We start from the raw sequence: 25,367 nt of genomic DNA on the forward strand, positions 1-25,367 counted from the left end.
CGTGCGTGGGATTACTGTAATGACTACGCTCGGCACGGCGTCCGCGGACCCCGGGGAGTTCGACACCGGTCGGCTCACCGTGGGCGAGATGCGGGACGGCACCGCAGTCGGCCTCCCGGTCGCGGTCGTGAACGGCGAACGCGACGGGAAGACCCTCTACATGCAGGCCGCAAGCGACGGCGACGAACTGAACGGCGTCGGCGTGCTCCGCCGCGTCCTCCCCCAACTGGACCCCGCCGAGCTCGCGGGCGAAGTCCGCGTCGTCGGCGTCACGAACTTCCACGCGTTCCAGGTCGCGGAGCACCGCAACCCCATCGACGACACGAAGCTCAATCGCGCGTACCCCGGCAGCGCGAACGGCTCCTCCTCCGAGCGCATCGCCCACGCCACCTTCTCCGCCGCCGAGGACGCCGACCTCATTCTGGACCTCCACCAGGGCTCGACCTCCCGGATGCTCAACGAGGTGCGCGTGCGCTGCGGCCGCCACCACCGCCTCCACGGCGACTGCCTCGAACTCGCGAAGGTGTTCGGCTGCGGCCACGTCCTCGACCAGAAGGGCCCCGAGGGACAGCTCGCGCGCGCCGGCCCCGCCGAAGGCATCCCCACCGTCGACCCCGAGCTCGGCGGCGCCGTCGGCTTCGACGAGAAATCCATCCAGTACGGCGTCGACGGCGTCTTCAACGTCCTCCGCTACTACGGCTTCCTCGACGGCGACGTCGAGACCGAGCGTCAGACCCGCGCGAAGGACTTCGACCGCTACGGCTCCCCCGTCGGCGGCATCGTCGAGTACAAGCAGGCCCTCGGCGACGACGTCCGCGCCGGCGACACCCTCTTCGAAGTCACCGACGTCTTCGGCACCCTCAAAGCCACCGTCACCGCCGACAACGACGGCGTCTTCTGGCGCTCCCGGCGGCTCCCGCAGGTCGCCACCGGCGAGTACGTCTGTTCCGTGGGGACGGACGTGGACAAATACTAAACACGCACTTTTTCCTGCGCTCGCGGCCTGCGGCCGCTCGCTTGCAAAAACTTGCGGAAAAAGCACTCCTCCCTCACTTCGCTTCGCTCCGTTCGGTCGTCGGCCTCGCGGCTTCGCCGCGAGTGAACCGCTCGCGCCGGCGGCTCACGGGTCGCTACGCTCCCCGTTCGCGCAAACCGAGGCGCGTAGCGCCTCGGGGCGCTCGCGGATGCTCGTCCATCGCCACGCTCAGGTGGCTCGTCCTCGTTCTCGGGAGTATGCTCGAATGCCGTTCCTGCGGTCGAACCTACGAATCCGGCTCGTCAGAGCCGTGGCGCTGCGAGTGCGGGCACGCGCTGGACTTCGGCGAGCAGCCGCTCCCGGATAGCGACGAGCCGGACGTCGACCCTCGCGAGGGGCTGTGGGCGTTCGACGAGTTCCTCCCAATCGGGGCGGAAGTCACCCTCGGGGAGGGGTGGACGCCGCTGACCGACTCCGAGAACTGGGACGCGCAGTTCAAGCTCGACTACGTGTTCCCGTCGGGGAGCTACAAGGACCGCGGCGCGGCGCTGACGCTGTCGCGGGCGGCCGAGTTGGGCGTCGAACGAATCGTAGAGGACTCCTCGGGGAACGCCGGGGCGGCCATCGCGCAGTACGCCGCGCGCGCCGGCATCGACGCCGACATCTACGTCCCGGCGGACGCGAAGCAGTCGAAACTCGACGCCATCGAGGCCGCGGGCGCAAACGCGGTGCGAATCGAGGGAAGCCGGCAGGACGTGACCGACGCCTGCGTAGACGAAGCGGTCGGTGGGGACGCGTGGTACGCGAGCCACGCGTGGAACCCGGCGTTCTACGCGGGCACGAAGACGTTCGCGCTCGAACTCGCGGCGCAACGCGACTGGACGGCGCCGGACGCGGTGGTGCTCCCGCTCGGCCACGGCACGCTGTTCCTCGGGGCGTACCGCGGCTTCCGCGCGCTCGAAGCGGCGGGCTGGACGGAGTCGGTGCCGCGGCTGCTCGGCGTGCAGGCGACCGGCGTCGCGCCGCTCGTCGAGGAACTCCACGGCGCCGAGGAAGCCGGCACGAACGACGTCGCGGACGGCATCCAGATTCGATCTCCCGCGCGCGAGGACCAGATTCTGGACGCCATCGAGGCGACTGACGGCGACGCCATCGCGTGCGACGCCGAGGCGACCGAAAGAGCGCTGGACGCGCTCCACGAGCGCGGGTTCTACGTGGAGCCGACGAGCGCGGTGGGGGTCGCCGGCCTCGAAGCGTACCGGGAGCGCGGCGTCCTCGAACGCGACGACGACGTTGTCGTCGCGCTGACGGGCAGCGGCCTGAAGAAGTGACTACCGGCAGTCCGCGACGGAGACGAACGCGTCGCCCTCCGCGGTCACCCACGAGGTGACGAGTTCGTCGCCGTCGGCGTTCGCGGGGAAGAGGGTACACGCCCGCTCGCCGTCCTGCACTTCGACGTGCGCGGCGAGTCGGCCCGCAGCGGTCTCGCTGTCGGTCGTCTCGCGAGCGACGCCAGCCTCGTCGGGGGTACGGCGGTCCGGGCGCATAGTTGCACGTAGGGCGCGTAGCGGGATAAAGCGTTGTGGCTGCCTGCGAGTGAGTAACAAGCGGCGAAAGAGACTTATTCCTCAACCCGGGCTACCGCTCGGGGTGAGTCGGGGCGTCCCAGTCGCCCCGAATCAGGGGCTTGGCGACGTGGCGGCGCGCGCACGGCGGCACCTCGTACCAGCCGACGTCGAGGTTGCGGTCGACGGCGCGCTCGACTTTCCCGGGCGCGGCCGTCCCGCAGTCCCGGCAGCGGTAGCCCTGCCCGGCGCCCGCGCTCTCCATCGACGTCCCGCAGTCCGGGCACTGCGGCGTCACCGACTCCGTCTCGTTCAGGCTCCTGACGGCGAACTTCTCTAACTTGAGCGTCCCGTCGCTGACTTCCCCACAGACCGTGACGCGGTCGCTGGGCCGGAGCGCGCGCACGCGGTCGCGGAACCGCTTTGTCGGCTCGAACGCCGCGCACTCCACGCGCGCACCGTCGTCCTCCACCGGGACGAAGACGTGGCCGCCGCGCCGCGTCTCGGGCTCCCCGACGACGGTCGCGTCCGTGCGGTACGCGCGGCCGTCTTCGAGGTCAGCGAGGTCGGCCGCGCGGAGGTGGGCATCGGTCCCCTGATTCGTCACGAACAGCTCGCTGGCGTGGACCGGCTCGCTCTCGATGGAATCCGCGAGGTCGGCGACGGTCTCGGCGTCGTCGCCGCGGATGCCGTAGAGAATGGGGCCGGGCGTGTGCGGCACGCAGACCAGCTCGCCCTCCTCGCGGTCCACGGTGTCCCACGCGTCAGGGTAGGCGGCGTTCGCGGCGGCGAACACGCTCTCGGCGTCGACGTCGCGCTCGGTCCCCCAGCGGTCCGGCTCGCGGTAGTCGATGCGCTCGTGCGTCCAGTCCTCGAAGGCCGTCCACGCGCCGACGGCGGCGAGCGCGCCGACGACGCCGCGGCCGTTCTCCCACTGCGCGGTCTCGTAGCCGTGTGCGGCCGCCAGCGACTTCGCCTCGCCGGGGTCGAGGTGTTCGCGCATCGCGCGCTCGGCGAACTCCGTGATTGGCTCGGGCGCGTCGGCTTCCGGGGCGACTACCACACCCGGATTCGTTCGGGGGTCGTCAGTCTCCGCGACCTCGCCGACGACCTCCTCCGCGACGGCCAACCCCACTCCGGGGTCGACGTCGGCGTGGACGGCGAGCGCGGCGTTCCCGCGGGTCTTGTACTCGACGGCGGGGTTCAGGCGCACGAGCAGCACGCGCTCGACGCTCGCGCCGCGCTCGCGCAGCCGCTCGGCGACCAGGTGAGCGGCGTACGTCGTGCACATCCCGCGCTCGCGGGAGTCCGTGTCGTCGAGGGCGACGACCGTCATTCGGCGCGCCCGTAGGACCCGCGCACGTTTCGCGCTTCCGGTCCCCGAGCGGGGATAGTGACCGACGAATGACCGAAACCGCGGGGAAGCGCCGCCGTATCGGCACAACGCATATATGTGGCCGACGGCTTACCCTCGTGTATGTCACGGTCGGTACTCATCGAGAACGTCACCGCCATGCTCGCGGACGCGGGGTTCACGGTGAGCGACCGGTGTGCGACGCGGCCCAAGAGCTTCGACGTGGCCGCCCGCCGCGAGAACGACGTCATCCTCGTGAAGATTCTGGGCAACATCGACGCCTTCGACGCGCCGACCGGCGCGGAGATGCGGCGGCTCGGCACCTACCTCGACGCCACCCCGATGGTCATCGGCCTGCGCACCCGCGACGAGGAACTCAAGCCGGGCGTCGTCTACTTCCGCCACGGCGTCCCCGTGCTCAGCCCCGACACCGCGATGGATTTCTTCGTGGAGGGCATCCCGCCGCTCATCTACGCGGCGCCGGGCGGCCTCTACGTGAACATCGACGGCGACGTGCTCGCGGACCGCCGGCAGAACGAGGACTTGAGCCTCGGCCAGCTCGCCAACCAGCTCGGCGTCTCCCGGCGCACCGTCTCGAAGTACGAGGACGGCATGAACGCCAGCATCGAGGTCGCGATGGAGCTGGAGGAGCTGTTCGGCGGCGACCTCACCTCGCCGGTGTCGGTGATGGACGGCGCGGAGGAAGTCCGGGACGCCGAACCCACCCCTGACGACCCCGAAGCCGACCCCGAGGACGTGCCCGTGCTCTCCGTGCTCGCGCGCGTCGGCTTCGAGGTCCACCCGACGGACCGCGCGCCGTTCAAGGCCGTCAGCGAGGACGCCTCCGGCGCGGACCGCGTGCTGACGGGTCACTCGTCGTTCACCGAGGCCGCCGTCAAGCGCGCCCGCATCATGAGTTCGCTCGGCTCGATTACGCACACCCGCGCCGTCTACGTCGTCGACGAGGCCTCCCGGGACTCCGTGGACGACACCGCCATCGTCGAGCGCGAGGAACTGGAGGACGTCGAGGACTCCGACGAGTTCCGCGACCTGCTCGCCGACCGCGGCGCGCAGTCGGAAGCCTGACTCGGTTTCCGTTCAGGTTCGGGAAGGAATCAGTTTTGAGTGATTTCCGGGATAGTTTCTTCGCCTAGAGATCGTGAAACAGGCGGTAAGTAGATCTGCGTATCTACCAATTCAATCAGTCAGCTAACCCCCCACACAGGTTTATACTTTCAAACTGTATTAACGGCTAATGAACGAATCTGCGTCTTCCACCGGCACACAACGACTTTGGGAAGGCCGGTAGTGTTCAGATTAGCTGATTCCATGCGAAGGCGAACGCTTGCAGCCAATTTTCGACAGTATCTGCTTCGGCGTGACTGAAACAGTTTGAGAACTGGTTGGTTCGGCGTTTTAGTTCTCGGAAAACACGTTCGATGCTGTTCCGATTACCGTGTTTTTCGTATCGGTAATCGAGGCCGTGTCGATGGAGTGCTGCTTGGAGCCACGGTGCAGAATCGACGAGAAAGACTGCGTCATCGACGAGATGTTTCTCGCGGAGTTCCGCAAGAAACATCTCGGTGATCGCTTGATTTCTCGTCGGAGCGAGCGTGACGTGCAGCAAGCGGTTGGTGTCGGGATTGACTGCGGCGTACAGCCAGAATCGTTCGTCGTTGAGTTGGATCACGGTCTCGTCGACCGCGACGTGATCCGGGTTCGCACCATTGAGGGGCTGTAGGTCGGCCTTCTGCACCCAGTTGTGAACGGTGGTTCGACAGCGTTCGACACCCAACCTATCGAGAATTGAAACGGTATCCGAAAGTGATAGTCCGGCCAGGTGGAGTCGGATACCGAGCTTCATCGCCGGCTCGGGTGTCGCCTCTCGCTCCAGAAAATCTAACTCGAAGCAGTCGCTACCACCGTCGAGGCGGGCGATTTCGAGCATAGACCACTCAAAAATCGTTCCGCCTCACTCTTCATCCTTATGTGAACACCGCCGGGAAGGCCTGACGGAAAATCTGTTAGTCTCACTAACTGCTGTCGCATTCGCACTTGCCGCCTTCTTCCTGATACCGCTTGGTGAGGCCTTTGAGGTGCGGTTCCTCCTTGCGATAAGTTTCCTCACTCTCGTCTTCGTGTACGATGAGTACTGGCCGCGAACCGACTCGGCGGCATACGCAGTGCTCTGGACGGTCGGAGCCGGACTCTTAACCGCCGGCATCTTCATCGGCGTCTATGAACTGGCGTTCTCACTTGGATCGGGGGAACTCACAAGAGCCGTCGCGCTCCTCGTAACGACAGTTCTCCAATATGGGAGCGCAATTCTGTACTCCCGTGCGCAGTAGGAGTCCTGTACTTACGGATTTAGCTGATAGTCGCAGCGATTTTCCCGAACGACAGAAGACGACTAGCGATCGTTACGCGCCGTACGTCTCTTCGAGGTACTCCACGATGTCGTCGCTCTCGGGCATCCCCTCGATGCCGTGGTCGGTGTCCACGAGCACAGGGACGCCGGTCTGCCCGCTGACGTCCTCGACTTCGCCGCGCTCGCTGTGCGAGCTCGGGACCTCGTGTTCGACGTAGTCGAGTCCGAGTTCGTCGAGCTTCGTCTCGACTTTCGCGCAGTACGGGCAGCCCGGGAGCTTGTAGAGTTCGAGTGCCATGCACAGGCGTACGCGGCGACGACGCAAAGAAGCCGGGGATGCGGCGGACGGCGCTCAGACCGCGGCGGCGAGCGCGCCGCTGGTGCGGACGTAGAAGTAGACGACGAACGCGAGCGCGAGCAGCCACTGGCCGGCGGAGACCTCGTCGTACTCGCCGACGGCGACCTTCACGACGGGGTAGGAGACGATGCCGGCGGCGATGCCGTAGCCGATGTTGTACGTGAACGGCATCACGAAGACGGTGAGACCGGCGGGAATCGCGTACGTCATGTCGTCCCACGCGACGTCGGTGACGTTCGCGAGCATGATGACGCCGACGACGACCAGCGCGATGTGGCTGGCGTACAGCGGGACGATGGCCGCCAGCGGGACGACCACGAGGCTCGCGAGGAACAGCAGCGCGACGACGAGCGCGGTGAGGCCGGTGCGGCCGCCCTCCTCGACGCCGGTCGCGGACTCGATGTACGTCGTGACCGTCGAGGTGCCGAGCATGCTCCCGACCGTGGTGCCGATCGCGTCGGCCATCAGCGGCTTGTCGATGTCCGGGAAGTTGCCGTCCTCGTCGAGGAAGCCCGCGACCTGCCCGACGCCGACGAGCGTGCCGGCGGTGTCGAAGAAGTCCACGAAGAAGAACGTGAACACGATGAGCGCGAACGCGAACACGTCGATGCCCTCCGCGGGCGCGCCGACGAGGCCGTCCACGAACGCGCCCGCGAGCGGCGTGATGTCGTACTGGGCGCCCGTGATGGACGTCGTGAGCGTGCCCGGCGCGACGACGCCCGCCCACTCGATGACGTAGGCGGCGACCGTCGTGCCGAGGATGCCGACGACGATGGAGCCGGGGACGCCGCGGGCGTACAGCGCGAGCGTGAAGAACAGCCCGGCGACGGCCAGCGTCGCGGCGGGGTCGGTGGCGATTTGGCCGAGCGTGACCATCGTCGCCTGGTCGGCGGCGACGACGCCCATCTCCTGGAGGCCGATGAGCGCGAGGAAGCCGCCGATGCCCGCGCCGACCGCGAGCTTGACGGGTTCGGGGAACGCGCGGATGATGGCCTTGCGGGCGCCGGCGGCGGTCAGCAGGATGAAGATGATGCCCTCGACGAACACCGCGGCGAGCGCGACCTGCCACGGGATGCCGAGCCCGATGACGACGGTGTACGCGAAGAAGGCGTTGAGCCCGAGGCCGGGCGCTTGCGCGAACGGGCGGTTGGCGTACAGCGCCATCACCGTGGTCGCGACGAACGCCGAGAGGATGGTGACGACCGCCAGCATCTGCTGGACCTGGTCGCCGGTGTACCCGGGGATGGAGATTGCCTGCCCGAGCGTCGCGGGGTTGACGAGGACGATGTACGACATCGCGAAGAACGTCGTCACGCCCGCGAGCGTCTCGGTCCGGACGTCGGTGTCGTGGTCGTCGAGTGCGAAGTAGTCAGCGAGCCCCATTATAATGCACGTTCGGGCATAACTACACCTCCCGCTTAAGCGTTGTTATGCACGTTGGTAGTCCGTGCCCGCTATAGATGAAGAACCGTCCAGAATATCCACGCGCGTGCCCAGAATCGGGCGTCGCGACCGTTATTCGAGGTTCGCGAGCGCGCCGACAGGGGCATCGGTGAGCTCGCGGGCGCGCTCGACGCCGTCGTCGCCGACCGCGATGAGCGTGAACACGCCGGTGACGTCGCCGTCCGCGGCGTCGGCGATGTCCAGCAGAATCTCCTGGGTCTCGCCCGACCGGATGAGGTCGTCGACGACGAGGACGGTCTCGCCGGCGTCGATGGCCGACGCGGGCAGGTAGTAGGTCAGTTCGATGCCGGAGGCGAAGCGCTTGCGGGCCTCGATGAACTCCTCGACGGCGGTCTCCTTGGACTTCTTGGCGTACGCGCAGCGCGCGCCGTAGTAGGAGGCCAGCGACGCCGCGAGCGTGATGCCGTCGGTGGCTGCGGTGAGGACGACGTCCGGCCGCTCGAAGTCGAACGTCTCGGCGGCGACCGGCGCCACGAGGTCGAGGAACGACTGGTCGAAGACGACGCCGGAGTTGTCCACGTAGCCCTCGTCGTCGAGGCGGACGCGGGCTTCCAGTTCTTCGCGCAGGAGGTCGGCGCCGGCGTCCTCGACGACTTCGCGGGCGCGCTCGGCGCTCGGGAGGACGTGGCCGTTCACGTAGCGGTTGAGGTCGCCGGCGGGGAGGCCGGTCTCCGCGGAGAGTTCGTCGTACGTCCGGGTCTCCTTGAGCGTGCGCAGCACGTCGACCGCTCGCAACTGGAGGGCGGCCTTCTCTGCTCGATTCATACAGATGCACACGTTTCCACAAACTTGAATATCCCGGAACTGTCGGCGTGCGAAGAAATCACAAACGCGCCCACTCCGGGCGGCGCGCCGACCTACTCGGCGTCCAGCAGGTCGCTGGCCGTCACAAGCGCCTCCATCTCGACGCCGTGCTCGGCGAGCAGTTCGCGGCCGCCCTCCTCGCGGTCCACGACGAGCAGCGCGCGATTGACTTCCGCGCCGGCGTCGCGGAGCGCTTCGACGGCGTCCACCGCGGACTGGCCCGTCGTCGCGATGTCCTCCACGACGACGACCTCCTCGCCGTCTTCGAGGCGGCCCTCGATGCGGTTCCCGGTCCCGTACTCCTTGGCTTGCTTGCGCGCGATGACGTACGGCACGTCGGCTTCGACGGCCGTCGCCGCGGCCAACGGCACGCCGCCGAGCGCGACGCCGCCGAGTTTCGCGTCCGCGTCGAGGCGCTCGGCGAACGCCTCCGCGATGGCGCGCAGGCAGTCCGGGTCCGTCTCGAAGAGGTACTTGTCGACGTAGTACTCGGAGGTGCCGCCGTGGGAGAGCTCGAACTCCCCGAATTTGACGGCGTCCGCGTCGCGAAGCAACTGGACGAGGTCGTCGGTCATTACCAGAGTTGGCGGGCCACCCGACCAAAAGGGGTGCGATTACCGAGCCGAGACGAATGTGGTGGAGCATCCGCGAGCGAGCGGTCTGAAAGACCCGAGCGAAGCGGTTCACTCGCGCCGAAGCCGCGAGGCCGACGACTGAGCGGAACGAAGTGAAGCGAAGGAGGAGTGCTTTTAGTGCAGGTTTTGCCGAGGGCGGCCGCAGGCCGCCCGTAGTTCGAGAGACGCCTGCGGCGTCTCTCGTCATCTCGAAAGAGCGCTACGCGCTCTTTCGGTGACAGCGCAAAACGTGCGTTAGTATGGCTCGTTCTTCAGACCGAGCAGGTACGCGATACCGTTGGTGACGACGTGCAGGAGTGGGGTGAGCACGAGGATGGCGACGACGACGTCGAGGGTGAAGGTGGCGCCGAACCAGCCGGGGGCGGCGATGGCGGCGAGCGCGAGCGCGACGACGACGAAGTCGAGTTGGTCGAGGAGGGGGAAGGCGGCGCCGCGTTCGCGGCCGGTGCGGCGCTTGAGGAAGGAGGCGAGGATGTCGCCGAGCATCGCGCCGGCGGGGAGCGCGACCATGGCGGCGGGCGGGAACGTCGGGAGTGCGACGCCGAGCGCGTCGCTGGCGGTCGGTTCGATGGCGTTCAGGACGGCGGCGAGGGCGACGCCGGCAAGGACGCCGACGGCGGTGCCGCGCCACGTCTTCCCGTCGCCGAGCACGCGCTTGCCGCCCAACGTGGCGCCGCCGTCGATGGGGCGGCCGCCGCCCGCCAACACGGCGGCGTTGTTCGGCACGTACGCGGGCAGCATCACCCAGACCGCAGTCGCGACCGTCGCTGCGAGACCCATGCGTGGGGGTGGACGCGGCCGGCGGAAAAACCCGCGGGTTCGACCGGGGGAGGCGCGTCGTTTAAGGGACGCGGCGCCGGAGATTCTCGTATGATACCGCCCATCGCGAGCAACTTCGTCGCGGGGGAGACGCCCGCAGAGGCCGTCGAGCACGCCGAGTCGCTGAACGCTCGCGGCGTCGCCGCCATCCTGAATCTGCTGGGCGAGCACTACGAGCGGCGGCCGCCCGCCGACGAGGACGCCGCGGCGTACGAGGCCCTCGTGCGCGACGTCTCGAAAAGCGGCGTGGACGCCTGTATCTCGGTGAAGCCCTCCCAAATCGGGCTGGACGTCGGCGAGGACGTGTTCGCCGAGAATCTCGCAAGCATCGTCGAGGTGGCGGACGAACACGACGTGTTCACGTGGGTGGACATGGAGGACCACGAGACGACCGACGCCACGCTGGACGCCTACGAGGATCTCACCACGGAGTACGGTGGCGGCGTCGGCGTCTGCATCCAGGCGAACCTCAAGCGCACGGGGGAGGACCTCGAACGGCTCGCGGCCCTCCCCGGGAAAGTCCGGCTCGTGAAGGGCGCCTACGACGAACCGTCGTCGATAGCGTACACGCGCAAGGAGCGCGTGAACGAGGCGTACCGCGACTACCTGGAGTTCATGTTCCGGGGGTTCGAGGGCGGCGTCGCGGTGGGCAGCCACGACCCGGAGATGATCGCGTACGCCCGCGACCTCCACGACGAGTACGGCACCGACTACGAGGTCCAGATGCTGATGGGCGTGCGCGACGACGCGCAGTTCGACCTCGCGGCCGACGGCGTCGACGTCTACCAGTACGTGCCGTACGGCGGCAAGTGGGTCTCGTACTTCTACCGGCGCGCGATGGAGCGCAAGGAGAACCTGTTGTTCGCGCTGCGGGCGGTTCTGGGCCGGTAGGGCGGTCGTCTCGAAATCCCTATACGTCGCCGCTCAGTGGACTCCCGTATGACCTCGTGGAAGCGGGACTTCGCGAGCGGGCTCATCGTGCTCGCGCCGATTCTGGTCACGCTGTACGTCCTCTACTGGCTGTTCTCGCTCATCGCGCGGTTCTCGCTGCTGGCGACGAACGTTGACGACCCCGTGGTGGCGGTCAGCATGACCGTCGTCATCTTCGTGTTGCTGGTGTTCTCCGTGGGCTACCTGATGCGGACCGCGCTCGGCACGTTCGCCGAGGAGGTCTTGGACGACCTCATCAACCGGCTGCCGGGGCTGCGCATCGTCTACAACGCCTCGAAGATGGCCGTCGAGACGGTGCTGTCCGGCGGCGCCGACGAGTTCCAGAAGCCCGTGAAAGTCGAGCCGTGGGAGGGGATGCGGCTGACCGCGTTCAAGACGGGGAAGACGACCGACGACGGCCGCGAGGTGGTGTTCATGCCGACCGCGCCGAACATCACCTCCGGGTTCGTGATGGAGCTGGAGCCCGAGGACGTCATCGAAGTCGACGAGTCCACGGAGGACGCGCTGACGCGCGTTCTCAGTGCGGGGTTCGGGGAGAACGAGCGCGACGTCCCGGAGCCGTTCGTCGACGACGAGGACGAGCCCGAACAGTGAGCCGGCGCGGCGTCGCGCGGGTCAGTCGTCCGCCGCCTGCGTCCGGTGGTTCACCCACTCGACTTCGAGAATGTCGGCCGCGCAGGGCTCGCAGAGCGAGAGGGTGACGCGCCGGCGCTCGCCGTCGGCGCGGTCGAGCCGGAGCGCGTGCGGCGTCGCGGCGCGGTCTCCGTCGTTGCAGTTACTACAGATGGACCGACTGGCCGCGCTGTTCACACGTCACCGAGGTGCCACGCGGTTATAGGAGGGGGTGGTTTTGACGGCGGCGGTCTTTTCGAGGAAGTGAGTGACAGTCCCGTTCGGGTTCAGACGTAGTGGAACCACTCCTCGCGCTCACCGGACTCCACGACGTCGAAGAACGCCTGCTGGAGCTCCTCGGTGACCGGGCCGCGGGTGCCGGACCCGATTTCGACGTTGTCCACCTGCCGGATGGGCGTGACCTCGGCGGCGGAGCCGGTGAAGAACAGCTCGTCGGCGGTGTGGAGTTCGCCCCGCGAGATGGAGACGTCGTCGTGGACGGTGTAACCGCGCTCTTCGGCGAGCGTGATGACGGTGTCGCGGGTGATGCCGTCGAGGATGCTCTCGGAGAGCCCGGGCGTGAAGATTTCGCCGTCGCGCACGAGGAAGAGGTTCTCGCCGGGGCCTTCCGCGACGTTGCCCTCCTTGTTGAGGACGATGGCTTCCGTGAAGCCGTTGCGGCGGGCTTCCTCGCCGGCGAGCATGGAGTTGACGTAGAGGCCGGTGGTCTTGGCGTTGGTCGGAATCTGACTGGAGGCGTGCTTGCGCCACGAGGAGACCATCACTTCGACGCCCTCTTCGAGCGCTTCCTCGCCGAGGTAGGTGCCCCACGGCCACGCGGCGATGGTGACGTCCGTCGGGCAGTCCTTCGGGGAGACGCCCAGCGAGTCGTAGCCGTAGTAGGCGATGGGGCGGACGTAACAGGACGCGAGGTCCTGGCGGTCGAGCAGCTCGACGGTCGCCTCGGTGAGCTCCTCGCGCGTGTAGTCGATGTCGAGGTCGTAGGGCTTCGCGGACGCGAACAGCCGGTCTAAGTGTTCCTCCCAGCGGAACAGCGCGGGACCCTCGTCGGTGTCGTACGCGCGGACGCCCTCGAAGACGCCGCTGCCGTAGTGCAGCGCGTGCGTGAGCACGTGGGTCGTGGCGTCCTCCCAGTCCACGAAGTCGCCGTTCATCCAGATGGTGTCGACGTCCATGTCGTCGAATCCGCTCATACTCGCGGGAAGGGCGGGCCGTCTCATAAAACCACGAGTGCCGGCTACGGGCGAGGGTTGCCGCCAGTCCGAGAAACCGCGTGAATGTCCCACAATAATTCAACCGAGAGGCTTAATTACTGGAGAGAATTACAAGCGGCCGATGAGCGACCACGCACCGCTCGTGTACGAGGACATCGACGAGGCGCTCCGGCCGAGCCTCGGCGAGGCGCTCGTGCCGATTCTCGCCGTCGTCGTCTCGCTCGGCGTCGGCTCGGGCTACCTCGGCCTCGCACCGCACGCACCGCTGCTCTGGAGCATCGCATTCACCGGGCTGTTCGCGCGCTACCGGCTCGGCTACGACTGGGACGGCGTCTACGACGCCGCCGCCTCCGGCCTCAAGATGGGGCTGCAGGCGATTCTCATCCTGTTCGTCATCTACGGGCTCATCGCCACGTGGATTAGCGCCGGCACCATCCCCGGCCTGATGTACTACGGGCTCGGCACCCTGACGCCCGTGGTCTTCCTGCCCGTGACCGCCGTGCTCGCCGCCATCGTCGCGTTCGCCATCGGCTCCTCGTGGACGACCGTGGGGACGCTCGGTGTCGCGTTCGTCGGCATCGGCGAGGGACTCGGCGTCCCGCTGGCGATGACCGCGGGCGCCATCGTCTCCGGCGCGTACGCCGGCGACAAGCAGAGCCCGCTGTCGGACACCACGAACCTCGCGGCCGCCGTCACCAACGCCGACCTCTACGACCACATCAAGGCGATGCGCAACGGCACCGCCATCGCGTTCGGCCTCGCCGTGGTCGCGTACGCCGTCCTCGGCGTCTACTTCATCGAAGGGGGTAACCCCGACGTCAGCGCCATCACCGGCCCGCTCGCCGACTCGTACGCGCTCGGCCCGCTGGTGTTCCTGCCGCTCGTGGTGACCTTCGGGCTCGCGGTTCGCGGCTACCCGCCGCTGCCCTCGCTGATTGCGGGCATCTTCGCGGGCGCGCTCACCACGGTATTCGCGCAGGGCGCGAGCTTCACGTCCGCGTGGAACATCTTCCTCAACGGCACCGACCCCGCCACCGGTAGCGAAACCGTCAACGGCCTCCTGACCGCGGGCGGCATCTCGGGGTCGGCGTGGACCATCGCCGTCGTCGTCGCCGCGCTCGCGCTCGGCGGGCTGCTCGAACGCACGGGCGTGCTCGCGACGCTCGCCCACAACCTCACGCAGGCCGTCTGGTCGCCGGGGTCGCTGGTCGCCGGCACCGGCCTCGCGGCCATCGTGACCAACGCCTTCTCCGCCCAGCAGTACATGAGCATCGTCGTCCCCGGAATGAGCCTCCGGAACCTCTACGAGGAGTACGACCTGCCCGAGACGGACCTCTCGCGGGCCGTCGAGGCCGCCGGCACGCCGACGGGGCCGTTCTTCCCGTGGCACGCCGGCGCCGTCTTCATGACGAGCCAGCTCTACCCGAACACCCCGGGCGCCATCTCGTGGCTGTGGGTGCCGTTCTACTTCTTCGGCATCCTCTCGCCGGTCGTGCTGTTCGCGATGGCGCTGACCGGTCACGGCTACACGCAACAGTCCGACCCCGCGGAAGCCGCGCCAGCCACGGACGACTGACGCCGCGCCCGCTCGCTTTTACGCGCCCAGCGTCGCGAACGCGAACACCAACAGTAGGTACGCCGCGACGACGACGACCGCGACCAGCGGCACCAGCGAGAGGTAGTCGTGGTCGCCGCGCACGCCCGCGGACTCGCCGTTCTCGACGCGCTCGACGGCGGCCTCGTCGACTTCGGACGCCGACGGCATCACCTCCGGCAGCCCCTTCCGGCGCGCGTCGAGCTTGTTCAGCGCCAGCACCGCACCGACCGTGAGCACGGCCGCCAGCGGGAGCGCGACGTACGCCGACTGCACGCCGAACCCGTACAGCACGAGGACGACGATGGTCGCCCCCGCGGCGGTCGCGGCGAACGGAATCTGGGTGCTCACGTGGTCGACGTGGTCCGAGCCCGCGAAGATGGAGGACATCACCGTCGTGTCGCTGATGGGCGAGGAGTGGTCGCCCCAGATGGCGCCGCCGAACAGCACGCCGACCAGCACGGGCAGCACCGACGGGCCCGCGAGCTGGTAGCCGAGCGGAATCGACAGCGGCGTCAGAATCGCCATCGTCCCCCACGAGGTGCCAGTGGTGAACGCGACGAGCATCGCGGCGACGAAGACGATGAGCGGGAGGAAACTCCCGGGCACGCCGCTGCCGACCATCGTGTCCACGATGAACTGCGCGGTGCCGACGCGCTCGGCGGCGAGCCCGATGGCCCACGCCAGCACGATGATGGCGAGCGCGATGTTCATCGTCTTGAAGCCGTCCACGATGGTGTCGCTGGCTTCCTCTAAGTCCATCGTGCCGTACGCCAGCGACCCGACGAACCCGGTGAGCATGAACGCGAACGCGCCGAACAGCAGCCCCATCGCGACGTCGGTCTCCTGGAACGCGGTGGCGACGTCGACGCCGGGCTGGTGGCCGCCGCCGAGGTACCACATCGAGACGAGGCCGACCGCCAGCAGCGCGAGGATGGGCACGAAGAAGTTCACCAGCGAGGGATTCTTCTCGCTGGGTTCGCCGACGTCGTTGGAGACGTCGGACAGCGGCGTGGCGTCCTCCCGAATCGTCGCGCCGGTGGCGCGGGCGCGCCACTCGGCGTCCAGCATCGGCCCGTAGAACCGCTGGGTGAGCGCGATGAACCCCACCATGAAGAACGCCATGAAGCAGTAGACGTTCCACGGAATCGACTGGAGGAACAGGCCGAACGGCGTCAGCCCCAGCTGTTCGGCGGAGACACGCGCGGCCTCGAAGCCAGCGATGATCATCGACACCTGGTAGCCGATCCAGTTCGACACCGGGCCGAAGGTGGTCACGGGCGACGTGGTGGAGTCGAGGACGTAGGCGTGCATCTCCCGCGAGGACTTGTTCTCCTGGGAGAGCTCGCGGGTGGCGTTGCCCGTGACGACGGTGCTGGTGTACGAGTCGAAGAAGATGAACACGCCGACCAGCCACGTCAGCACCTGTGACTCGCGGGCGGTGCTGACGCGGTCGCCGATCCAGCGTTCGAGCGCGAGAATCCCGCCCGAGCGGTAGATGAACGCGGCGCCCGCGCCCATGAACAGGATGAGGATGATGAACTTCGCGTCGAACGGCGACCGCACGACCTCCACGAACCACTCCATCGTGAGCGCGGTCGCCGCGATTGGATTCCACGATTCGACGATGAGCGCGCCCGCCCAGACGCCGGCGAACAGCGACACCAGCACCTGACGGGTGACCATCGCGAGCGCGATGGCCAGCAGCGGCGGCGCCAGCGCGAGGAGTCCGTACTCTGCCATCCTCCGCTACTACAGAATAACTAGTGATAAAACTACGGACGTGGCGTTACGCCGGCAGAACGACGACGAACATCCACGGGGGCGGAGAACCGGCCGTTGAGAACCGAGCGGTTACTCGCCGAACGCCGTCAGCAGGTCGCTGCCCTCGACGTAAACGAGGCCCTCGCGGTCGGCGTACGCCTTCGCGTCGGCGACCGAGAGCGCTTCGCCGGTCTCGTCGTCGAGCATCTCGCAGACGACCGCCGCTGGCGCGACGCCGGCTTCCGCGGCGAGCGCGACCGCGAGCTCGGTGTGGCCCTTCCGGTGGGACAGCGACGGCGCCGCGCGCAGCACGTGGACGTGGCCGGGCGCGCGGAACTCGTCGGCGAAGTCCACGCTCGCGGGGTCGCTGGCCGCCTTTCCGAGTTCGGTGATGGTGAGTGCGCGGTCCTCGTCCGTGATGCCCGTGTACGTGTCGCGGTGGTTCACGGGGAGCGAGAACGACGAGCGGTCGTCGTACCCGAGGTGGCCGTGGTCGGCGGCGGGGTGGTCGATGACGTCCCCGAGGAACGGGAGGTCGAAGGCGTCGGCGGCGTCCTCGCCGACGGCGACGCAGATGAGGCCGCCGGCGTCGTTGCGGAGGCGCGCGACGTCGTCGGGCGTCACCGACTCGGCGGGGTAGACGAGGTCGACTTCGCCCTCGCGGTCGGCGGCGTCGTGGACGAGCACGGGGTCGCCGGCGCGGAACGCCGCGACCGCCTGCTCGACGCGGGTCACGTTACTGCTCTTCGACACGGACAGTCACCTCGTCGCCGTCGAGGAGGCCGAGTTCCTCGCGGAGCTTCTCGGGCGCGATGAGTTCGACCTGCGTCTCGTCGTGGTGGGTGCGGTCCGGCACGATGACGTGCGCCGGGGAGAACGTGCCGTCGTCGCTCTCGACGGTGGCGTGGTAGCACGTCGCCGGGCCGTAGGTGCGCTCCTCGTCCTCCCAGCCCTCGATGCGGACGCCGTCCATCGCTTCGAGCGCGGAGCGGGCGCGCTGGCTCTCCGCGCTGAGGTCGACGTTGAGCGTGCCGAGGTACGGCTCGTAGCCGAGCTTCTCCTCGAACTGGCGCATGTAGCCGGGGAGGCTGATGTAGTGGCGGCCCTCGCCCATCCCGCTGGTGACGGTGCCGTCGAGGGCGAGCTCGCCGGAATCCTCGAAGATGCGGCGGTAGTCCTCGTACTCGCGTTCGAGCGTGCGCTCGCCGTCCTCGGTGATGGCGACCCACTGGCCGTCGTTGACGAGGTCCCGCTGGACGAGCCCCGCGTCCTCCAGCGCCTGGAGGCGCCGGGAGGCGGTCTGGTTGGAGGCGTCGAGGCGGCCCGCGAGGTCCCCGCAGGAGACCTTGACTTCGCCGCGGCGCGCGCCGTCGAGCGCGAGCAGCTTCAGCACGGCGAGCTCGTCGAAGCCGACCTCGCCCGTGCCCGTTGCTTGCGACATACCCGCAAATTCGGGCGCGCGCCGCATAAGAATACCGGAAGTGGAACGCGTCCCGAAAGTGAGAGCGCGTCAGTCGGCCGCCGAGCCCGCCCAGAACTCCGAGTCCGGCCGGAGCTTCGGCACCCACGTGTCCTCGTCGCGGGCGAGCAGCGCCACCCGCGAGACCTCCTGGTCGCGCAACACCGTGTGCTCGGGCATGTGCGCTTGGACCTCGCGGGCGAACTCCAAGACGTCCTCGTGGTTCGGCATCGTCTCCCGGTCGAGGCGGTCCCGCGAGTCGCCGACGTGCATGTACGCCTTCAGCTCCACGAAGTCCGGGTCCGCGCGGTCGAAGAAGCCCGCGTACCAGTCCGGGTTCGCCATGTTCTCGCCGCCCACCAGCGTCGTCCGCAGGACGGTCCGGGTGTGGTCCTTGTCGTGGAGGACGTCCATCGTGTCCACGAGCTTCTCCCACGCGTCGTCCTCCTGTGCGCCCACCACGTCGTCGAACGTCGCGCGCTCGGGGGCGTCCACGGAGACGTACAACTGCGTCGGGTCGCACTCCGCCAACACGTCGGGCCGCGTCCCGTTCGACACGAGGAACGTCGTCAGGCCGCGGTCGTGGAACTCCTCCAGTAGCTCCGGGAGGTAGGGGTAGAGGGTGGGCTCGCCGTCCAGCGAGATGGCGACGTGGCGCGGGTCCATCGCCTCCTCGAAGCGCTCCCTCGGGACCTCGTCGTTGCCGCCGAACCCAGAGAGCAGTTTCTTCTGGAGTTCGATGGAGGCGTCCACCACCGCCTCCGGGTCGTCCCACTCCACGCCGTCCAGCTCGTACGTGTGGCCGGCGTGGTCCCGCCAGCAGAACACGCAGCGCTCGTTGCACCGCACCACGGGCGTCATCTGGATGCAGCGGTGCGAGCGGATGCCGTAGAAGGCGTGCTTGTAACACGACCGACCTTCTGTAAGTGTATTCTTCGTCCAGCCACAGGTTTGCGCGGCAGTGTGGTTGACACTGTGATAGTCGGGATCATCAACCTGCTTAGGACCACCCTCCGCGTCACTCATACTCTGTGGTGAGAACGCGACGACTCAAACAATCTTCCCCTTGGCAGACTAAGGCCGTCCTTCGGCGTCTAAATCCTCCAACTCTTTAGCGACAACTATCCAGAGTAGTTTTTCGGGAAGTGTTCTGCTAGTGTTTGAAGAACTATTTTGCGTGTACTTTCGTCCGGGCGTAGGTCGCTCTGAATCTGGATTGTCTTGGTTTCCTGTAGACCTTCCCAACACTCTAAGACGGCTTCGCCGTCGTCTGTTAGTTCGTATTGGGCAGCCCCCACAGTTTCTTCGTCTTTTGTGGCTAGTTCAGGGACTAACTCTCGGGAAGCGACTTGTGCCCACCATTCACCTTCGCCGTTGATTCTCCGTCCCGACAATTCACATTTGCCGTGGTTGCCAATATGGGCTAGTATCTCGGGAAGGCCCTCTTTTGATAGAACTGTGTATAGGTGCTGGCTCAGTTCCTGACGCCGGGAATATAGTTCTTCAAGTTCCTCTGCGTCCGGTGGATTGTCGGATTCGGCTGGGTCTTCTAAATCAACCGTCCCATACATTAACTCCAACACGCCCCCAAGTTCTTCACGTTCCGCGCTAACGGGGTGGTCTTCCGCTTGCTCAATCATTCCCTCAATCTGTCGCTTGAGCGATTCTAGCTCCGATTTTGAGAAGCTAAGCGTCGTGTTTTCATACACGAATTGGTCGTGAAGAGTAGCCGCGCGCTGGAAGTTGGACACGGCCAATAGATCCCGTCTAAAATCGCTAATTACGTCGTCCAAATTGGCGACCACTTCATTCTTGATTCGCGATTTTGTGTTTGCGGGTTGCTCTGGTCCCTCTCCGTCAACCGTGCCGAGATAGTGGTCCTGTTCATACAGATAGGCTCGTTCCTTGGGTCGAAGGAATCCGAACTTCCGGGAACGGTCGGACATCTATACCAATCTCTTGGTATCGTAGGTATATAAATACCCATACTCCTACCACCCGATATACTAGCCACAGGCAGAGTCCCGGGGTGGTCCGGGGCGGAAGCCCGGGGAAGCACCCCCGGCAAATGGGCGGTCCGACGGTGAAAATCCGAGCGGGTAGCCGACTCCGGTCCGGGGAAGCCTCTTGCACACCGCCTCAGTGTGAGGCAAGGTTCGGAGTGTTCAGGTGAGCAAGAATCCATGAAACACTGACCGAACTGGGTCCGCTCGATGCTACCCCACAGGCCCGAAACAAACCGGGCTATGTGAGGACGGCGTGGCGACCGTGGCCGCTCGATGACCCTAGTCGAAGAGGACCACCGAATCCAGCGGGAGAGTGGTTCAAGTTGGCTGCAGTATCGGTTCATAATCAACCACATTAGAAAACCATGAGTGTCAATCAAGATACAACGATTAAGATTTCCAAGGAGAATTGGCGACGGCTAAATTCGCGGAAGAAAGAACCCGGCGAGAGCTTTGATGATGCATTATCACGGGTTCTTTGCGATAACGAGTGACGAATAGCGGAAAGGACGCCCGGGTGTGGTGTGTGTGATTATCCACCCGATTGACGGCGCGATTTAGCGGGTTCTATATCTTAACCATGAGTACGCAAAAATCAGCAGACAGCGGTATCGCTGCGATTGAACAGAACCGCGAGCAGATCGAATCCTTTGCCGAGCGCGACGAACGGGCGTCGTATATCGCAGAGGCACTCCTAGAGGTGTGTGAGGAATGAAGAACGGCAGGAGTGGGGGACGCTGGGGAGCGTCAAATGAAGGTAACGTAACGAAACCGCATAACGGTTGGGGTGAATCCTCCCCGTCCACCGGCTGGCAGAACGTCTACGCCGCCTTAGGCTGTTCAACCACTATCGAACCACGGGAGGTGTGGCGATGACCGACCGCGAAACGCTCGCCTCACGGCTTAGGGACGCTAGTCTCTTGGAGAAACGCCTTATTCCGGTTGAGGACGGCGGCAAAGCCTCGAAAGTCTACCATAATGACACGCGACACCGCCGGAGCAGTTTCGAGGACGTAACCGGGAATTATGGTGTGTACGCCGGCGCGACACCTGACGGTGGCCGGTGGCTGATTGACGTCGACATAGACGACTACAGCGACGACGCGGACAGTGACGCGCTCGAAGCGGTGGACGACCTCCCGGACACGCTCACGATTGAAAGCCCACACACGGACGGCGAGACGGGCGGCCACCGCTACTACTACATCGAAGGTAAGGATGTCCATGAGAGTATCGAGGGGTTCCACGGCGCGAAGAATCCCAGCTTGAGTTGGGGTGAAATTCGTGTTCACAACCAGTACGTGGTTGGTCCCGGTTCCCAACTTGACGGCTGCAGTAAGGAGTGGTGTGATTCGTGCGAAGAGTCGGACGGCGGCCACTACCAGATTGCCACAGACGCCCGGGTAGCCGAGATTACGCTGGCCGACCTCTTTGAGGTACTTCAAGCCGACGAGGACGACGGCAACACGCCACAGACAGCGGGGGGTGTGGATACCTCCCGGGATACCCCGAACGCGGACGGAAGCGCGTCACACGCCCGCGCGGTGGCAGAACACTACTCGAATATCGAGGATTACCTACAGTTCGGGAGTGACGACCGGAGTGAATCAGATTTTCACGTGTGCTGTCGATTCATCGAACACGGCGTACCTGAATCTGAAGCCTACCAGCTGCTCGCGAAGAATGGTAACTCGAAGGTGGACGCCACAGACGCCTCACAGAATTATTGGCAGCAGACGTGGCAGCGCGCGAAACAGCAGGTCGGGAGTGACGCGGATACCGAAACGCTCCCGTCACAGTCCCGTGCGGACGGTGGTTCTGCCGCCGTGAACCCTACCCATAACGCCGACAGAACGGGGTTCTCCGGTGAGGACGCCACAGACGGCGATAAGCGAACCGACACGCACGACGTGACGTGGTCGGACGTATACGAACGGTATCAGAACGCCGAGAATAGTGACGAGAAGAACGCCGCACGGTATGACGCCGCTGAAGTTCTCCTACAAAACCACAATTGGCGAACCTTCGAGGAAAACGATACGCTATGGTGGTACGATCCGAGCGACGGGATTTACCGGCAGACGGGAGAGTCACAAGCCCGCGAAATGGTCCGTGAAAGCCTACGTGACAAGTACGCCCGGAACGAGGTACGTGAGATCTTATCCCACCTTCGAGCGGCTACGACAGTCACCCAAGACGAAATGGGTGGGCCTGCAGAGAAAGTAGCCGTGGCGAACGGCGTGCTGGATATAGCCGACCGTGAACTATCCGACCACGATCCAGCGTATAATTTCTTGAGTCGTCTTGGAACGGAATACGACCCGGACGCGGATTGTCCCCGGTTCAAGCAATTCCTTGACGAAGTGGTAGCCGACGAATCAGCCAAGAAGAAACTACAGGAGTTCGCGGGCTTCACGCTCATGCACTGGCGGCTGAAGTGGCATAAGGCCCTGTTCATCGTTGGCCCACGAAATAGCGGGAAGTCCACCTTCGCAGACACGATTAGCGCGCTTCACGGCGAGGACACCGTGGCTAGTCTCTCCCCACAGGAAATGACCCAACGGTTCGGCGGCGCGGAACTATACGGGAAGTGGGTGAACATTCGGAACGACATTCCCGCGAGCGCGGTGAAGAAAACCGGAACGTTCAAAGAGATAATCGCCGGCGACCCCGTCAAAGCCGAACGGAAGGGGAAAGACCCGTTCCGGTTCAATCCAACTGCGAAGCATATCTTCGCAGCGAACCAGCTCCCCGATACAGAGAACGACGACGGCGCGTTCTATCGCCGGATTCTCCTTGTGGCATTCCCGCGAACGGTTCCACGCGAAGACCGTGACCGTGACTTAGACGAAAAACTCGAAGCGGAACTTCCCGGCATCCTAAATTGGGCGCTTGACGGCCTGCAGCGGCTTCGAGAACAAGACGGATTCACGGGTGACTTGACGCCGTCTCTCACAGCCGAGAAATGGGATAAATGGGGGAGTACAGTGGACCGATTCGCGTCCGCGTGCCTTGACGTCGGTGACGTAGGTAACACTGAACCGATCCCGAAAGACACGGTGTATCAGGTGTACCAGAACTTCTGCGAGCAAGAGTCTATGCCGCCAGAAATGTCGGGTGAAATGACCTCGCGGCTGAAAACGGACCACGGTGTGAGCGACGGGCGCGCGACTGTGAACGGAACACAGAAGCGGTGTTATCTGAATGTCTCGTTCACAGCGAAAGCAGACGCTTATCGGTCGGACACAGACGCCGGCGGTCGTTCATCCAGTGGTTTCGGTGGCTTCGAGTAGCCCTGAATCGTTTATTCCACCCGACGAATTAACCCCGGTGAAAGTATTACTCCGCGAATCCCGGTGTATTGAACCACAATACGCTAATGTAGGGTATTTTACTAGACAACCCCCCGAATATCTACGCGCGTATACGCATACGCCCCCGCCCGCTTGTGGCGTTCCGCAGGGGTTGTCTAGTTAGAATGGTTACATTCGGGTGTGTGTGGTTCTACCCGGTGAATTACGGGAGATATACTTTCAGTAAGGTAGCAGTGTGGCCGATGACCCGACGAGGCGAGGACTGTAGATTACCGCGACTCTCATAGCTATGAGTACGAACACTACCGACGAGATCGAACAGAAACGCAAAGAGTTCCAAGACGCCCTAGAGCGCGAGCAGACAGCAGACGACGACAGTTCGCCGGTCGTGACTGTGGACACGCTCAAAGAAGAGTACGAACTTGACACGCTAAACAGCGACCCGGAGATTCAGCGCGAGATCGACACACTCGAACGGCGGATTGACTTGATGGAAGAGCGGACGCCGGAACACACCGAAGAGCTTGCGGAGAAGAAAGCGGCGCTTGAGACGCTGCAGAACAGCCTTCACTCCCGGAGTTGGCGAAGCGTCCAGCAGAAATTGGAGGACAATTCATGAGTAGTTCAGAGTCTATCAACGGCTTCGACCCAGCGACTGAGAACGCAAAGACGCCGAACGGTGGCAAAGTGAAACAGGGCTATGAGAAGCTCAAGCAGCGTGGGATGGATGACGCAGCGGAAGAGGTCCGCCGGACAGAATCCCTCCGGGAGCAGATTCGGCTAGTCCGCGAACACCCGGAGTTTGACCCGAAACACGACGACTTCCGAACGTCCAGTAAGGGCGAAGTCCAGCGCGTCTATGAGTGGCTCATCGAGCATGGCCACGACCAAGAGGCTGAATCCCTCCGGCATATTGGAACCGTCAGCCAGCAACAGCGGCGTGTGGGGGATCTCAAGCAAGAGTACGACATTAGTTACTAGTTCAGGCTCCCGATGACCCCCAGTATGGGCGAGGGACCTATAGGCATAGTATCAGCCGTCTGCCGCCCCATATTCCATTTTTCAGTACCCCGGCAGCGGTGTTTGGCCGGGAATAAACGAGGTGCATTAGCCGTGACTAAGCAACCACAAATTACGCTTCCGAACGTATTGAACGACCCTGAAACACCCAAAAACCCACGTATTCCAGTCGAAACCCCGGGGGGTGAACCATGTCTGAGAGTGATCGCGCGAGCGCGGGCGCGAACGAGAGTCTGCCGGAGCGTGACGAGATTCTTGCGCTCTTGGAGGATGGCATCGAAGAGGCACACCGGAAGGTGAAGGATGGCCGGGTGTATGACGCGGAGAACGAGAAGGTACGAATCAAGTGGATTCGCGCGCTGGCGTATGCAGCGAACGTCCATCGGCAGATTCAGAACGACCGTGACCTTGAAGAGTTGAGTCGGCGGCTTGAGCAACTTGAAGAGGGAGACGTGTGACGCGGAAGAGTCGGCGTGAGATTGAGGCGGCGTTAGCGGAGTTGGCCGGCGGCGAGGCTTCGATTCAAGCCTATCTGTGGGCTGATTTGAAGGACGCTTACGGTGGTCGCCTCACTCCCCGGGAGCGGACGTTACTGGATTCGCCGGACCAACAGCTTCCCCCAGCGGCGCGAGCGAAACTGAACTTACGTAGGTGACTATGCCACGAAAATCAAAGCGCGAGATCGAACAGTCACTTGAGAACTTGGAACCGGAACGCGAGGAGTGGCCGACCGACGCGGATCCGTTCGTGCTTCGTGAAATGGCCGGCGGGGAGTGGGACCCTATTCCCCGTGAGGTATTGGCTGAATCGTGGCGGAACGCCTTGGAGCCTGTTGATGATGACACGGAAGAGTAGACGTGAGATCGAGCAATCGATTGACGACCTAGCCCCGGAGCCGGGCGACGAGTACCCGCATTTGGATAGTCTCGCTATGCTACTGGGGTATGAGTGGGACTTTGAATCACTGGGCGAGGATAGGTTAGTCGAACGCGAAGGGGACGGCAAGGTGTTTTACGTCCCTGAAGAGTTTGAAACAGCGGTTCGTGACATGATGGCTGGCGACGACTAA

Annotated in this window: 28 protein-coding genes; 13 read left to right on the forward strand and 15 right to left on the reverse strand. The window is 65.0% G+C overall.

Going from position 1 to position 25,367, the window contains the following annotated elements; genetic code table 11:
- Positions 1–19: 19 nt before the first annotated feature.
- Together ABSL23_RS02955 and ABSL23_RS02960 are read left to right on the forward strand one after the other, a co-directional pair.
- The gene (locus ABSL23_RS02955) at positions 20–976 is read left to right on the forward strand and encodes a succinylglutamate desuccinylase/aspartoacylase family protein (RefSeq protein ID WP_353634648.1); all 957 of its coding nucleotides are present in this window, start codon (positions 20–22) and stop codon (positions 974–976) included.
- A gap of 257 nt (positions 977–1,233) precedes the next feature.
- A complete protein-coding gene (locus tag ABSL23_RS02960) occupies positions 1,234–2,307 on the forward strand; it encodes a pyridoxal-phosphate dependent enzyme (protein WP_353634649.1) in 1,074 nt (357 codons plus the stop codon).
- Here ABSL23_RS02960 and ABSL23_RS02965 read toward each other — a convergent pair whose 3' ends face one another.
- Both ABSL23_RS02965 and ABSL23_RS02970 read right to left on the reverse strand, forming a co-directional pair.
- Positions 2,308–2,523 (reverse strand): hypothetical protein, encoded by a 216-nt coding sequence (locus ABSL23_RS02965; RefSeq protein WP_059057743.1) that lies wholly within the window; start codon positions 2,521–2,523, stop codon positions 2,308–2,310. It abuts the gene before it with no gap.
- 91 nt (positions 2,524–2,614) lie between these two features.
- Positions 2,615–3,877, reverse strand: a complete 1,263-nt coding sequence (locus ABSL23_RS02970) for a tRNA(Ile)(2)-agmatinylcytidine synthase (RefSeq protein ID WP_353634650.1) — start codon at positions 3,875–3,877, stop codon at positions 2,615–2,617.
- 141 nt (positions 3,878–4,018) lie between these two features.
- Here ABSL23_RS02970 and ABSL23_RS02975 point away from each other — a divergent pair, with 141 nt between their 5' ends.
- Complete coding sequence (locus ABSL23_RS02975; protein WP_353634651.1) at positions 4,019–4,981, forward strand: transcriptional regulator; 963 nt, start codon at positions 4,019–4,021, stop codon at positions 4,979–4,981.
- Between the two features lie 226 nt (positions 4,982–5,207).
- Here the strand turns inward: ABSL23_RS02975 and ABSL23_RS02980 are convergent, their stop codons facing one another.
- Positions 5,208–5,843 carry an IS6 family transposase gene (locus tag ABSL23_RS02980; RefSeq protein WP_353633913.1) on the reverse strand — a complete coding sequence of 212 codons (636 nt, stop codon included), beginning with the start codon at positions 5,841–5,843 and terminating at the stop codon, positions 5,208–5,210.
- 148 nt (positions 5,844–5,991) lie between these two features.
- Between ABSL23_RS02980 and ABSL23_RS02985 the strand changes: the two genes are divergently transcribed.
- Positions 5,992–6,243 carry a hypothetical protein gene (locus ABSL23_RS02985; RefSeq protein WP_353634652.1) on the forward strand — a complete coding sequence of 84 codons (252 nt, stop codon included), beginning with the start codon at positions 5,992–5,994 and terminating at the stop codon, positions 6,241–6,243.
- Positions 6,244–6,315: 72 nt separating this feature from the next.
- Here the strand turns inward: ABSL23_RS02985 and ABSL23_RS02990 are convergent, their stop codons facing one another.
- From ABSL23_RS02990 to ABSL23_RS03010, 5 genes are all read right to left on the reverse strand, one after another.
- Positions 6,316–6,561, reverse strand: a complete 246-nt coding sequence (locus ABSL23_RS02990; protein ID WP_353634653.1) for a glutathione S-transferase N-terminal domain-containing protein — start codon at positions 6,559–6,561, stop codon at positions 6,316–6,318.
- Positions 6,562–6,615: 54 nt separating this feature from the next.
- The gene (locus ABSL23_RS02995) at positions 6,616–8,004 is read right to left on the reverse strand and encodes an NCS2 family permease (protein ID WP_353634654.1); all 1,389 of its coding nucleotides are present in this window, start codon (positions 8,002–8,004) and stop codon (positions 6,616–6,618) included.
- A 132-nt stretch (positions 8,005–8,136) separates the two neighbouring features.
- Complete coding sequence (locus ABSL23_RS03000; protein ID WP_353634655.1) at positions 8,137–8,850, reverse strand: phosphoribosyltransferase family protein; 714 nt, start codon at positions 8,848–8,850, stop codon at positions 8,137–8,139.
- A 92-nt stretch (positions 8,851–8,942) separates the two neighbouring features.
- Positions 8,943–9,470 (reverse strand): orotate phosphoribosyltransferase, encoded by a 528-nt coding sequence (gene pyrE / locus ABSL23_RS03005; protein WP_353635397.1) that lies wholly within the window; start codon positions 9,468–9,470, stop codon positions 8,943–8,945.
- 288 nt (positions 9,471–9,758) lie between these two features.
- On the reverse strand, positions 9,759–10,304 hold the full coding sequence (locus tag ABSL23_RS03010; RefSeq protein WP_353634656.1) for a CDP-2,3-bis-(O-geranylgeranyl)-sn-glycerol synthase: 546 nt from the start codon (positions 10,302–10,304) through the stop codon (positions 9,759–9,761).
- A 90-nt stretch (positions 10,305–10,394) separates the two neighbouring features.
- Between ABSL23_RS03010 and ABSL23_RS03015 the strand changes: the two genes are divergently transcribed.
- Both ABSL23_RS03015 and ABSL23_RS03020 read left to right on the forward strand, forming a co-directional pair.
- Positions 10,395–11,234, forward strand: coding sequence for a proline dehydrogenase family protein (locus ABSL23_RS03015; protein ID WP_353634657.1), 840 nt, complete (start codon positions 10,395–10,397; stop codon positions 11,232–11,234).
- Positions 11,235–11,282: 48 nt separating this feature from the next.
- Positions 11,283–11,888 carry a DUF502 domain-containing protein gene (locus tag ABSL23_RS03020; RefSeq protein WP_059057752.1) on the forward strand — a complete coding sequence of 202 codons (606 nt, stop codon included), beginning with the start codon at positions 11,283–11,285 and terminating at the stop codon, positions 11,886–11,888.
- Positions 11,889–11,909: 21 nt separating this feature from the next.
- Here ABSL23_RS03020 and ABSL23_RS03025 read toward each other — a convergent pair whose 3' ends face one another.
- Together ABSL23_RS03025 and ABSL23_RS03030 are read right to left on the reverse strand one after the other, a co-directional pair.
- A complete protein-coding gene (locus tag ABSL23_RS03025) occupies positions 11,910–12,104 on the reverse strand; it encodes a hypothetical protein (protein ID WP_353634658.1) in 195 nt (64 codons plus the stop codon).
- Positions 12,105–12,193: 89 nt separating this feature from the next.
- Positions 12,194–13,120, reverse strand: a complete 927-nt coding sequence (locus tag ABSL23_RS03030; RefSeq protein WP_353634659.1) for a branched-chain amino acid transaminase — start codon at positions 13,118–13,120, stop codon at positions 12,194–12,196.
- A gap of 142 nt (positions 13,121–13,262) precedes the next feature.
- Between ABSL23_RS03030 and ABSL23_RS03035 the strand changes: the two genes are divergently transcribed.
- Positions 13,263–14,717 (forward strand): Na+/H+ antiporter NhaC family protein, encoded by a 1,455-nt coding sequence (locus tag ABSL23_RS03035; protein WP_059057755.1) that lies wholly within the window; start codon positions 13,263–13,265, stop codon positions 14,715–14,717.
- Positions 14,718–14,735: 18 nt separating this feature from the next.
- Here the strand turns inward: ABSL23_RS03035 and ABSL23_RS03040 are convergent, their stop codons facing one another.
- The 5 genes from ABSL23_RS03040 to ABSL23_RS03060 form a co-directional block, all read right to left on the reverse strand.
- Positions 14,736–16,421 (reverse strand): Na+/H+ antiporter NhaC family protein, encoded by a 1,686-nt coding sequence (locus ABSL23_RS03040; protein WP_353635398.1) that lies wholly within the window; start codon positions 16,419–16,421, stop codon positions 14,736–14,738.
- A 168-nt stretch (positions 16,422–16,589) separates the two neighbouring features.
- Positions 16,590–17,252, reverse strand: coding sequence for a 3,4-dihydroxy-2-butanone-4-phosphate synthase (gene ribB / locus ABSL23_RS03045; RefSeq protein ID WP_353634660.1), 663 nt, complete (start codon positions 17,250–17,252; stop codon positions 16,590–16,592).
- Positions 17,236–17,940: a DUF120 domain-containing protein gene (locus tag ABSL23_RS03050; RefSeq protein WP_059057758.1), complete on the reverse strand. Its 705-nt coding sequence runs from the start codon at positions 17,938–17,940 to the stop codon at positions 17,236–17,238. Before ABSL23_RS03050 ends, ribB begins: the two co-directional genes overlap by 17 nt.
- A 69-nt stretch (positions 17,941–18,009) precedes the next feature.
- Positions 18,010–18,984 (reverse strand): 4-demethylwyosine synthase TYW1, encoded by a 975-nt coding sequence (gene twy1, locus ABSL23_RS03055; protein WP_353634661.1) that lies wholly within the window; start codon positions 18,982–18,984, stop codon positions 18,010–18,012.
- A 95-nt stretch (positions 18,985–19,079) separates the two neighbouring features.
- The gene (locus tag ABSL23_RS03060) at positions 19,080–19,904 is read right to left on the reverse strand and encodes a hypothetical protein (RefSeq protein ID WP_353634662.1); all 825 of its coding nucleotides are present in this window, start codon (positions 19,902–19,904) and stop codon (positions 19,080–19,082) included.
- Between the two features lie 932 nt (positions 19,905–20,836).
- Between ABSL23_RS03060 and ABSL23_RS03065 the strand changes: the two genes are divergently transcribed.
- From ABSL23_RS03065 to ABSL23_RS03090, 6 genes are all read left to right on the forward strand, one after another.
- On the forward strand, positions 20,837–23,257 hold the full coding sequence (locus ABSL23_RS03065) for a phage/plasmid primase, P4 family (protein ID WP_353634663.1): 2,421 nt from the start codon (positions 20,837–20,839) through the stop codon (positions 23,255–23,257).
- Between the two features lie 310 nt (positions 23,258–23,567).
- On the forward strand, positions 23,568–23,897 hold the full coding sequence (locus ABSL23_RS03070) for a hypothetical protein (protein ID WP_353634664.1): 330 nt from the start codon (positions 23,568–23,570) through the stop codon (positions 23,895–23,897).
- Positions 23,894–24,259: a hypothetical protein gene (locus tag ABSL23_RS03075; RefSeq protein ID WP_353634665.1), complete on the forward strand. Its 366-nt coding sequence runs from the start codon at positions 23,894–23,896 to the stop codon at positions 24,257–24,259. Before ABSL23_RS03070 ends, ABSL23_RS03075 begins: the two co-directional genes overlap by 4 nt.
- Before the next feature lie 230 nt (positions 24,260–24,489).
- Positions 24,490–24,756 carry a hypothetical protein gene (locus tag ABSL23_RS03080; protein WP_353634666.1) on the forward strand — a complete coding sequence of 89 codons (267 nt, stop codon included), beginning with the start codon at positions 24,490–24,492 and terminating at the stop codon, positions 24,754–24,756.
- Positions 24,757–24,949: 193 nt separating this feature from the next.
- Entirely contained in the window at positions 24,950–25,153 is a 204-nt protein-coding gene (locus ABSL23_RS03085) for a hypothetical protein (protein ID WP_353634667.1), read from the forward strand.
- Positions 25,134–25,367, forward strand: coding sequence for a hypothetical protein (locus tag ABSL23_RS03090; protein ID WP_353634668.1), 234 nt, complete (start codon positions 25,134–25,136; stop codon positions 25,365–25,367). Before ABSL23_RS03085 ends, ABSL23_RS03090 begins: the two co-directional genes overlap by 20 nt.

It is taken from the genome of Halobacterium sp. NMX12-1 (genome assembly GCF_040435975.1).
GTDB classification, from domain to species: domain Archaea; phylum Halobacteriota; class Halobacteria; order Halobacteriales; family Halobacteriaceae; genus Halobacterium; species Halobacterium hubeiense.

What these genes read in the sequence shown, in the direction of transcription:
- ABSL23_RS02955 (WP_353634648.1), top strand. Translation starts at nt 20, where the DNA reads ATGACTACGCTCGGCACGGCGTCCGCGGACCCCGGGGAGTTCGACACC.
- ABSL23_RS02960 (WP_353634649.1), top strand. Translation starts at nt 1,234, where the DNA reads ATGCTCGAATGCCGTTCCTGCGGTCGAACCTACGAATCCGGCTCGTCA.
- ABSL23_RS02965 (WP_059057743.1), bottom strand. Translation starts at nt 2,523, where the DNA reads ATGCGCCCGGACCGCCGTACCCCCGACGAGGCTGGCGTCGCTCGCGAG.
- ABSL23_RS02970 (WP_353634650.1), bottom strand. Translation starts at nt 3,877, where the DNA reads ATGACGGTCGTCGCCCTCGACGACACGGACTCCCGCGAGCGCGGGATG.
- ABSL23_RS02975 (WP_353634651.1), top strand. Translation starts at nt 4,019, where the DNA reads ATGTCACGGTCGGTACTCATCGAGAACGTCACCGCCATGCTCGCGGAC.
- ABSL23_RS02980 (WP_353633913.1), bottom strand. Translation starts at nt 5,843, where the DNA reads ATGCTCGAAATCGCCCGCCTCGACGGTGGTAGCGACTGCTTCGAGTTA.
- ABSL23_RS02990 (WP_353634653.1), bottom strand. Translation starts at nt 6,561, where the DNA reads ATGGCACTCGAACTCTACAAGCTCCCGGGCTGCCCGTACTGCGCGAAA.
- ABSL23_RS02995 (WP_353634654.1), bottom strand. Translation starts at nt 8,004, where the DNA reads ATGGGGCTCGCTGACTACTTCGCACTCGACGACCACGACACCGACGTC.
- ABSL23_RS03000 (WP_353634655.1), bottom strand. Translation starts at nt 8,850, where the DNA reads ATGAATCGAGCAGAGAAGGCCGCCCTCCAGTTGCGAGCGGTCGACGTG.
- ABSL23_RS03010 (WP_353634656.1), bottom strand. Translation starts at nt 10,304, where the DNA reads ATGGGTCTCGCAGCGACGGTCGCGACTGCGGTCTGGGTGATGCTGCCC.
- ABSL23_RS03015 (WP_353634657.1), top strand. Translation starts at nt 10,395, where the DNA reads ATGATACCGCCCATCGCGAGCAACTTCGTCGCGGGGGAGACGCCCGCA.
- ABSL23_RS03020 (WP_059057752.1), top strand. Translation starts at nt 11,283, where the DNA reads ATGACCTCGTGGAAGCGGGACTTCGCGAGCGGGCTCATCGTGCTCGCG.
- ABSL23_RS03030 (WP_353634659.1), bottom strand. Translation starts at nt 13,120, where the DNA reads ATGAGCGGATTCGACGACATGGACGTCGACACCATCTGGATGAACGGC.
- ABSL23_RS03035 (WP_059057755.1), top strand. Translation starts at nt 13,263, where the DNA reads ATGAGCGACCACGCACCGCTCGTGTACGAGGACATCGACGAGGCGCTC.
- ABSL23_RS03040 (WP_353635398.1), bottom strand. Translation starts at nt 16,421, where the DNA reads ATGGTCACCCGTCAGGTGCTGGTGTCGCTGTTCGCCGGCGTCTGGGCG.
- ABSL23_RS03050 (WP_059057758.1), bottom strand. Translation starts at nt 17,940, where the DNA reads ATGTCGCAAGCAACGGGCACGGGCGAGGTCGGCTTCGACGAGCTCGCC.
- twy1 (WP_353634661.1), bottom strand. Translation starts at nt 18,984, where the DNA reads ATGAGTGACGCGGAGGGTGGTCCTAAGCAGGTTGATGATCCCGACTAT.
- ABSL23_RS03060 (WP_353634662.1), bottom strand. Translation starts at nt 19,904, where the DNA reads ATGTCCGACCGTTCCCGGAAGTTCGGATTCCTTCGACCCAAGGAACGA.
- ABSL23_RS03065 (WP_353634663.1), top strand. Translation starts at nt 20,837, where the DNA reads ATGACCGACCGCGAAACGCTCGCCTCACGGCTTAGGGACGCTAGTCTC.
- ABSL23_RS03070 (WP_353634664.1), top strand. Translation starts at nt 23,568, where the DNA reads ATGAGTACGAACACTACCGACGAGATCGAACAGAAACGCAAAGAGTTC.
- ABSL23_RS03075 (WP_353634665.1), top strand. Translation starts at nt 23,894, where the DNA reads ATGAGTAGTTCAGAGTCTATCAACGGCTTCGACCCAGCGACTGAGAAC.
- ABSL23_RS03080 (WP_353634666.1), top strand. Translation starts at nt 24,490, where the DNA reads ATGTCTGAGAGTGATCGCGCGAGCGCGGGCGCGAACGAGAGTCTGCCG.
- ABSL23_RS03090 (WP_353634668.1), top strand. Translation starts at nt 25,134, where the DNA reads ATGATGACACGGAAGAGTAGACGTGAGATCGAGCAATCGATTGACGAC.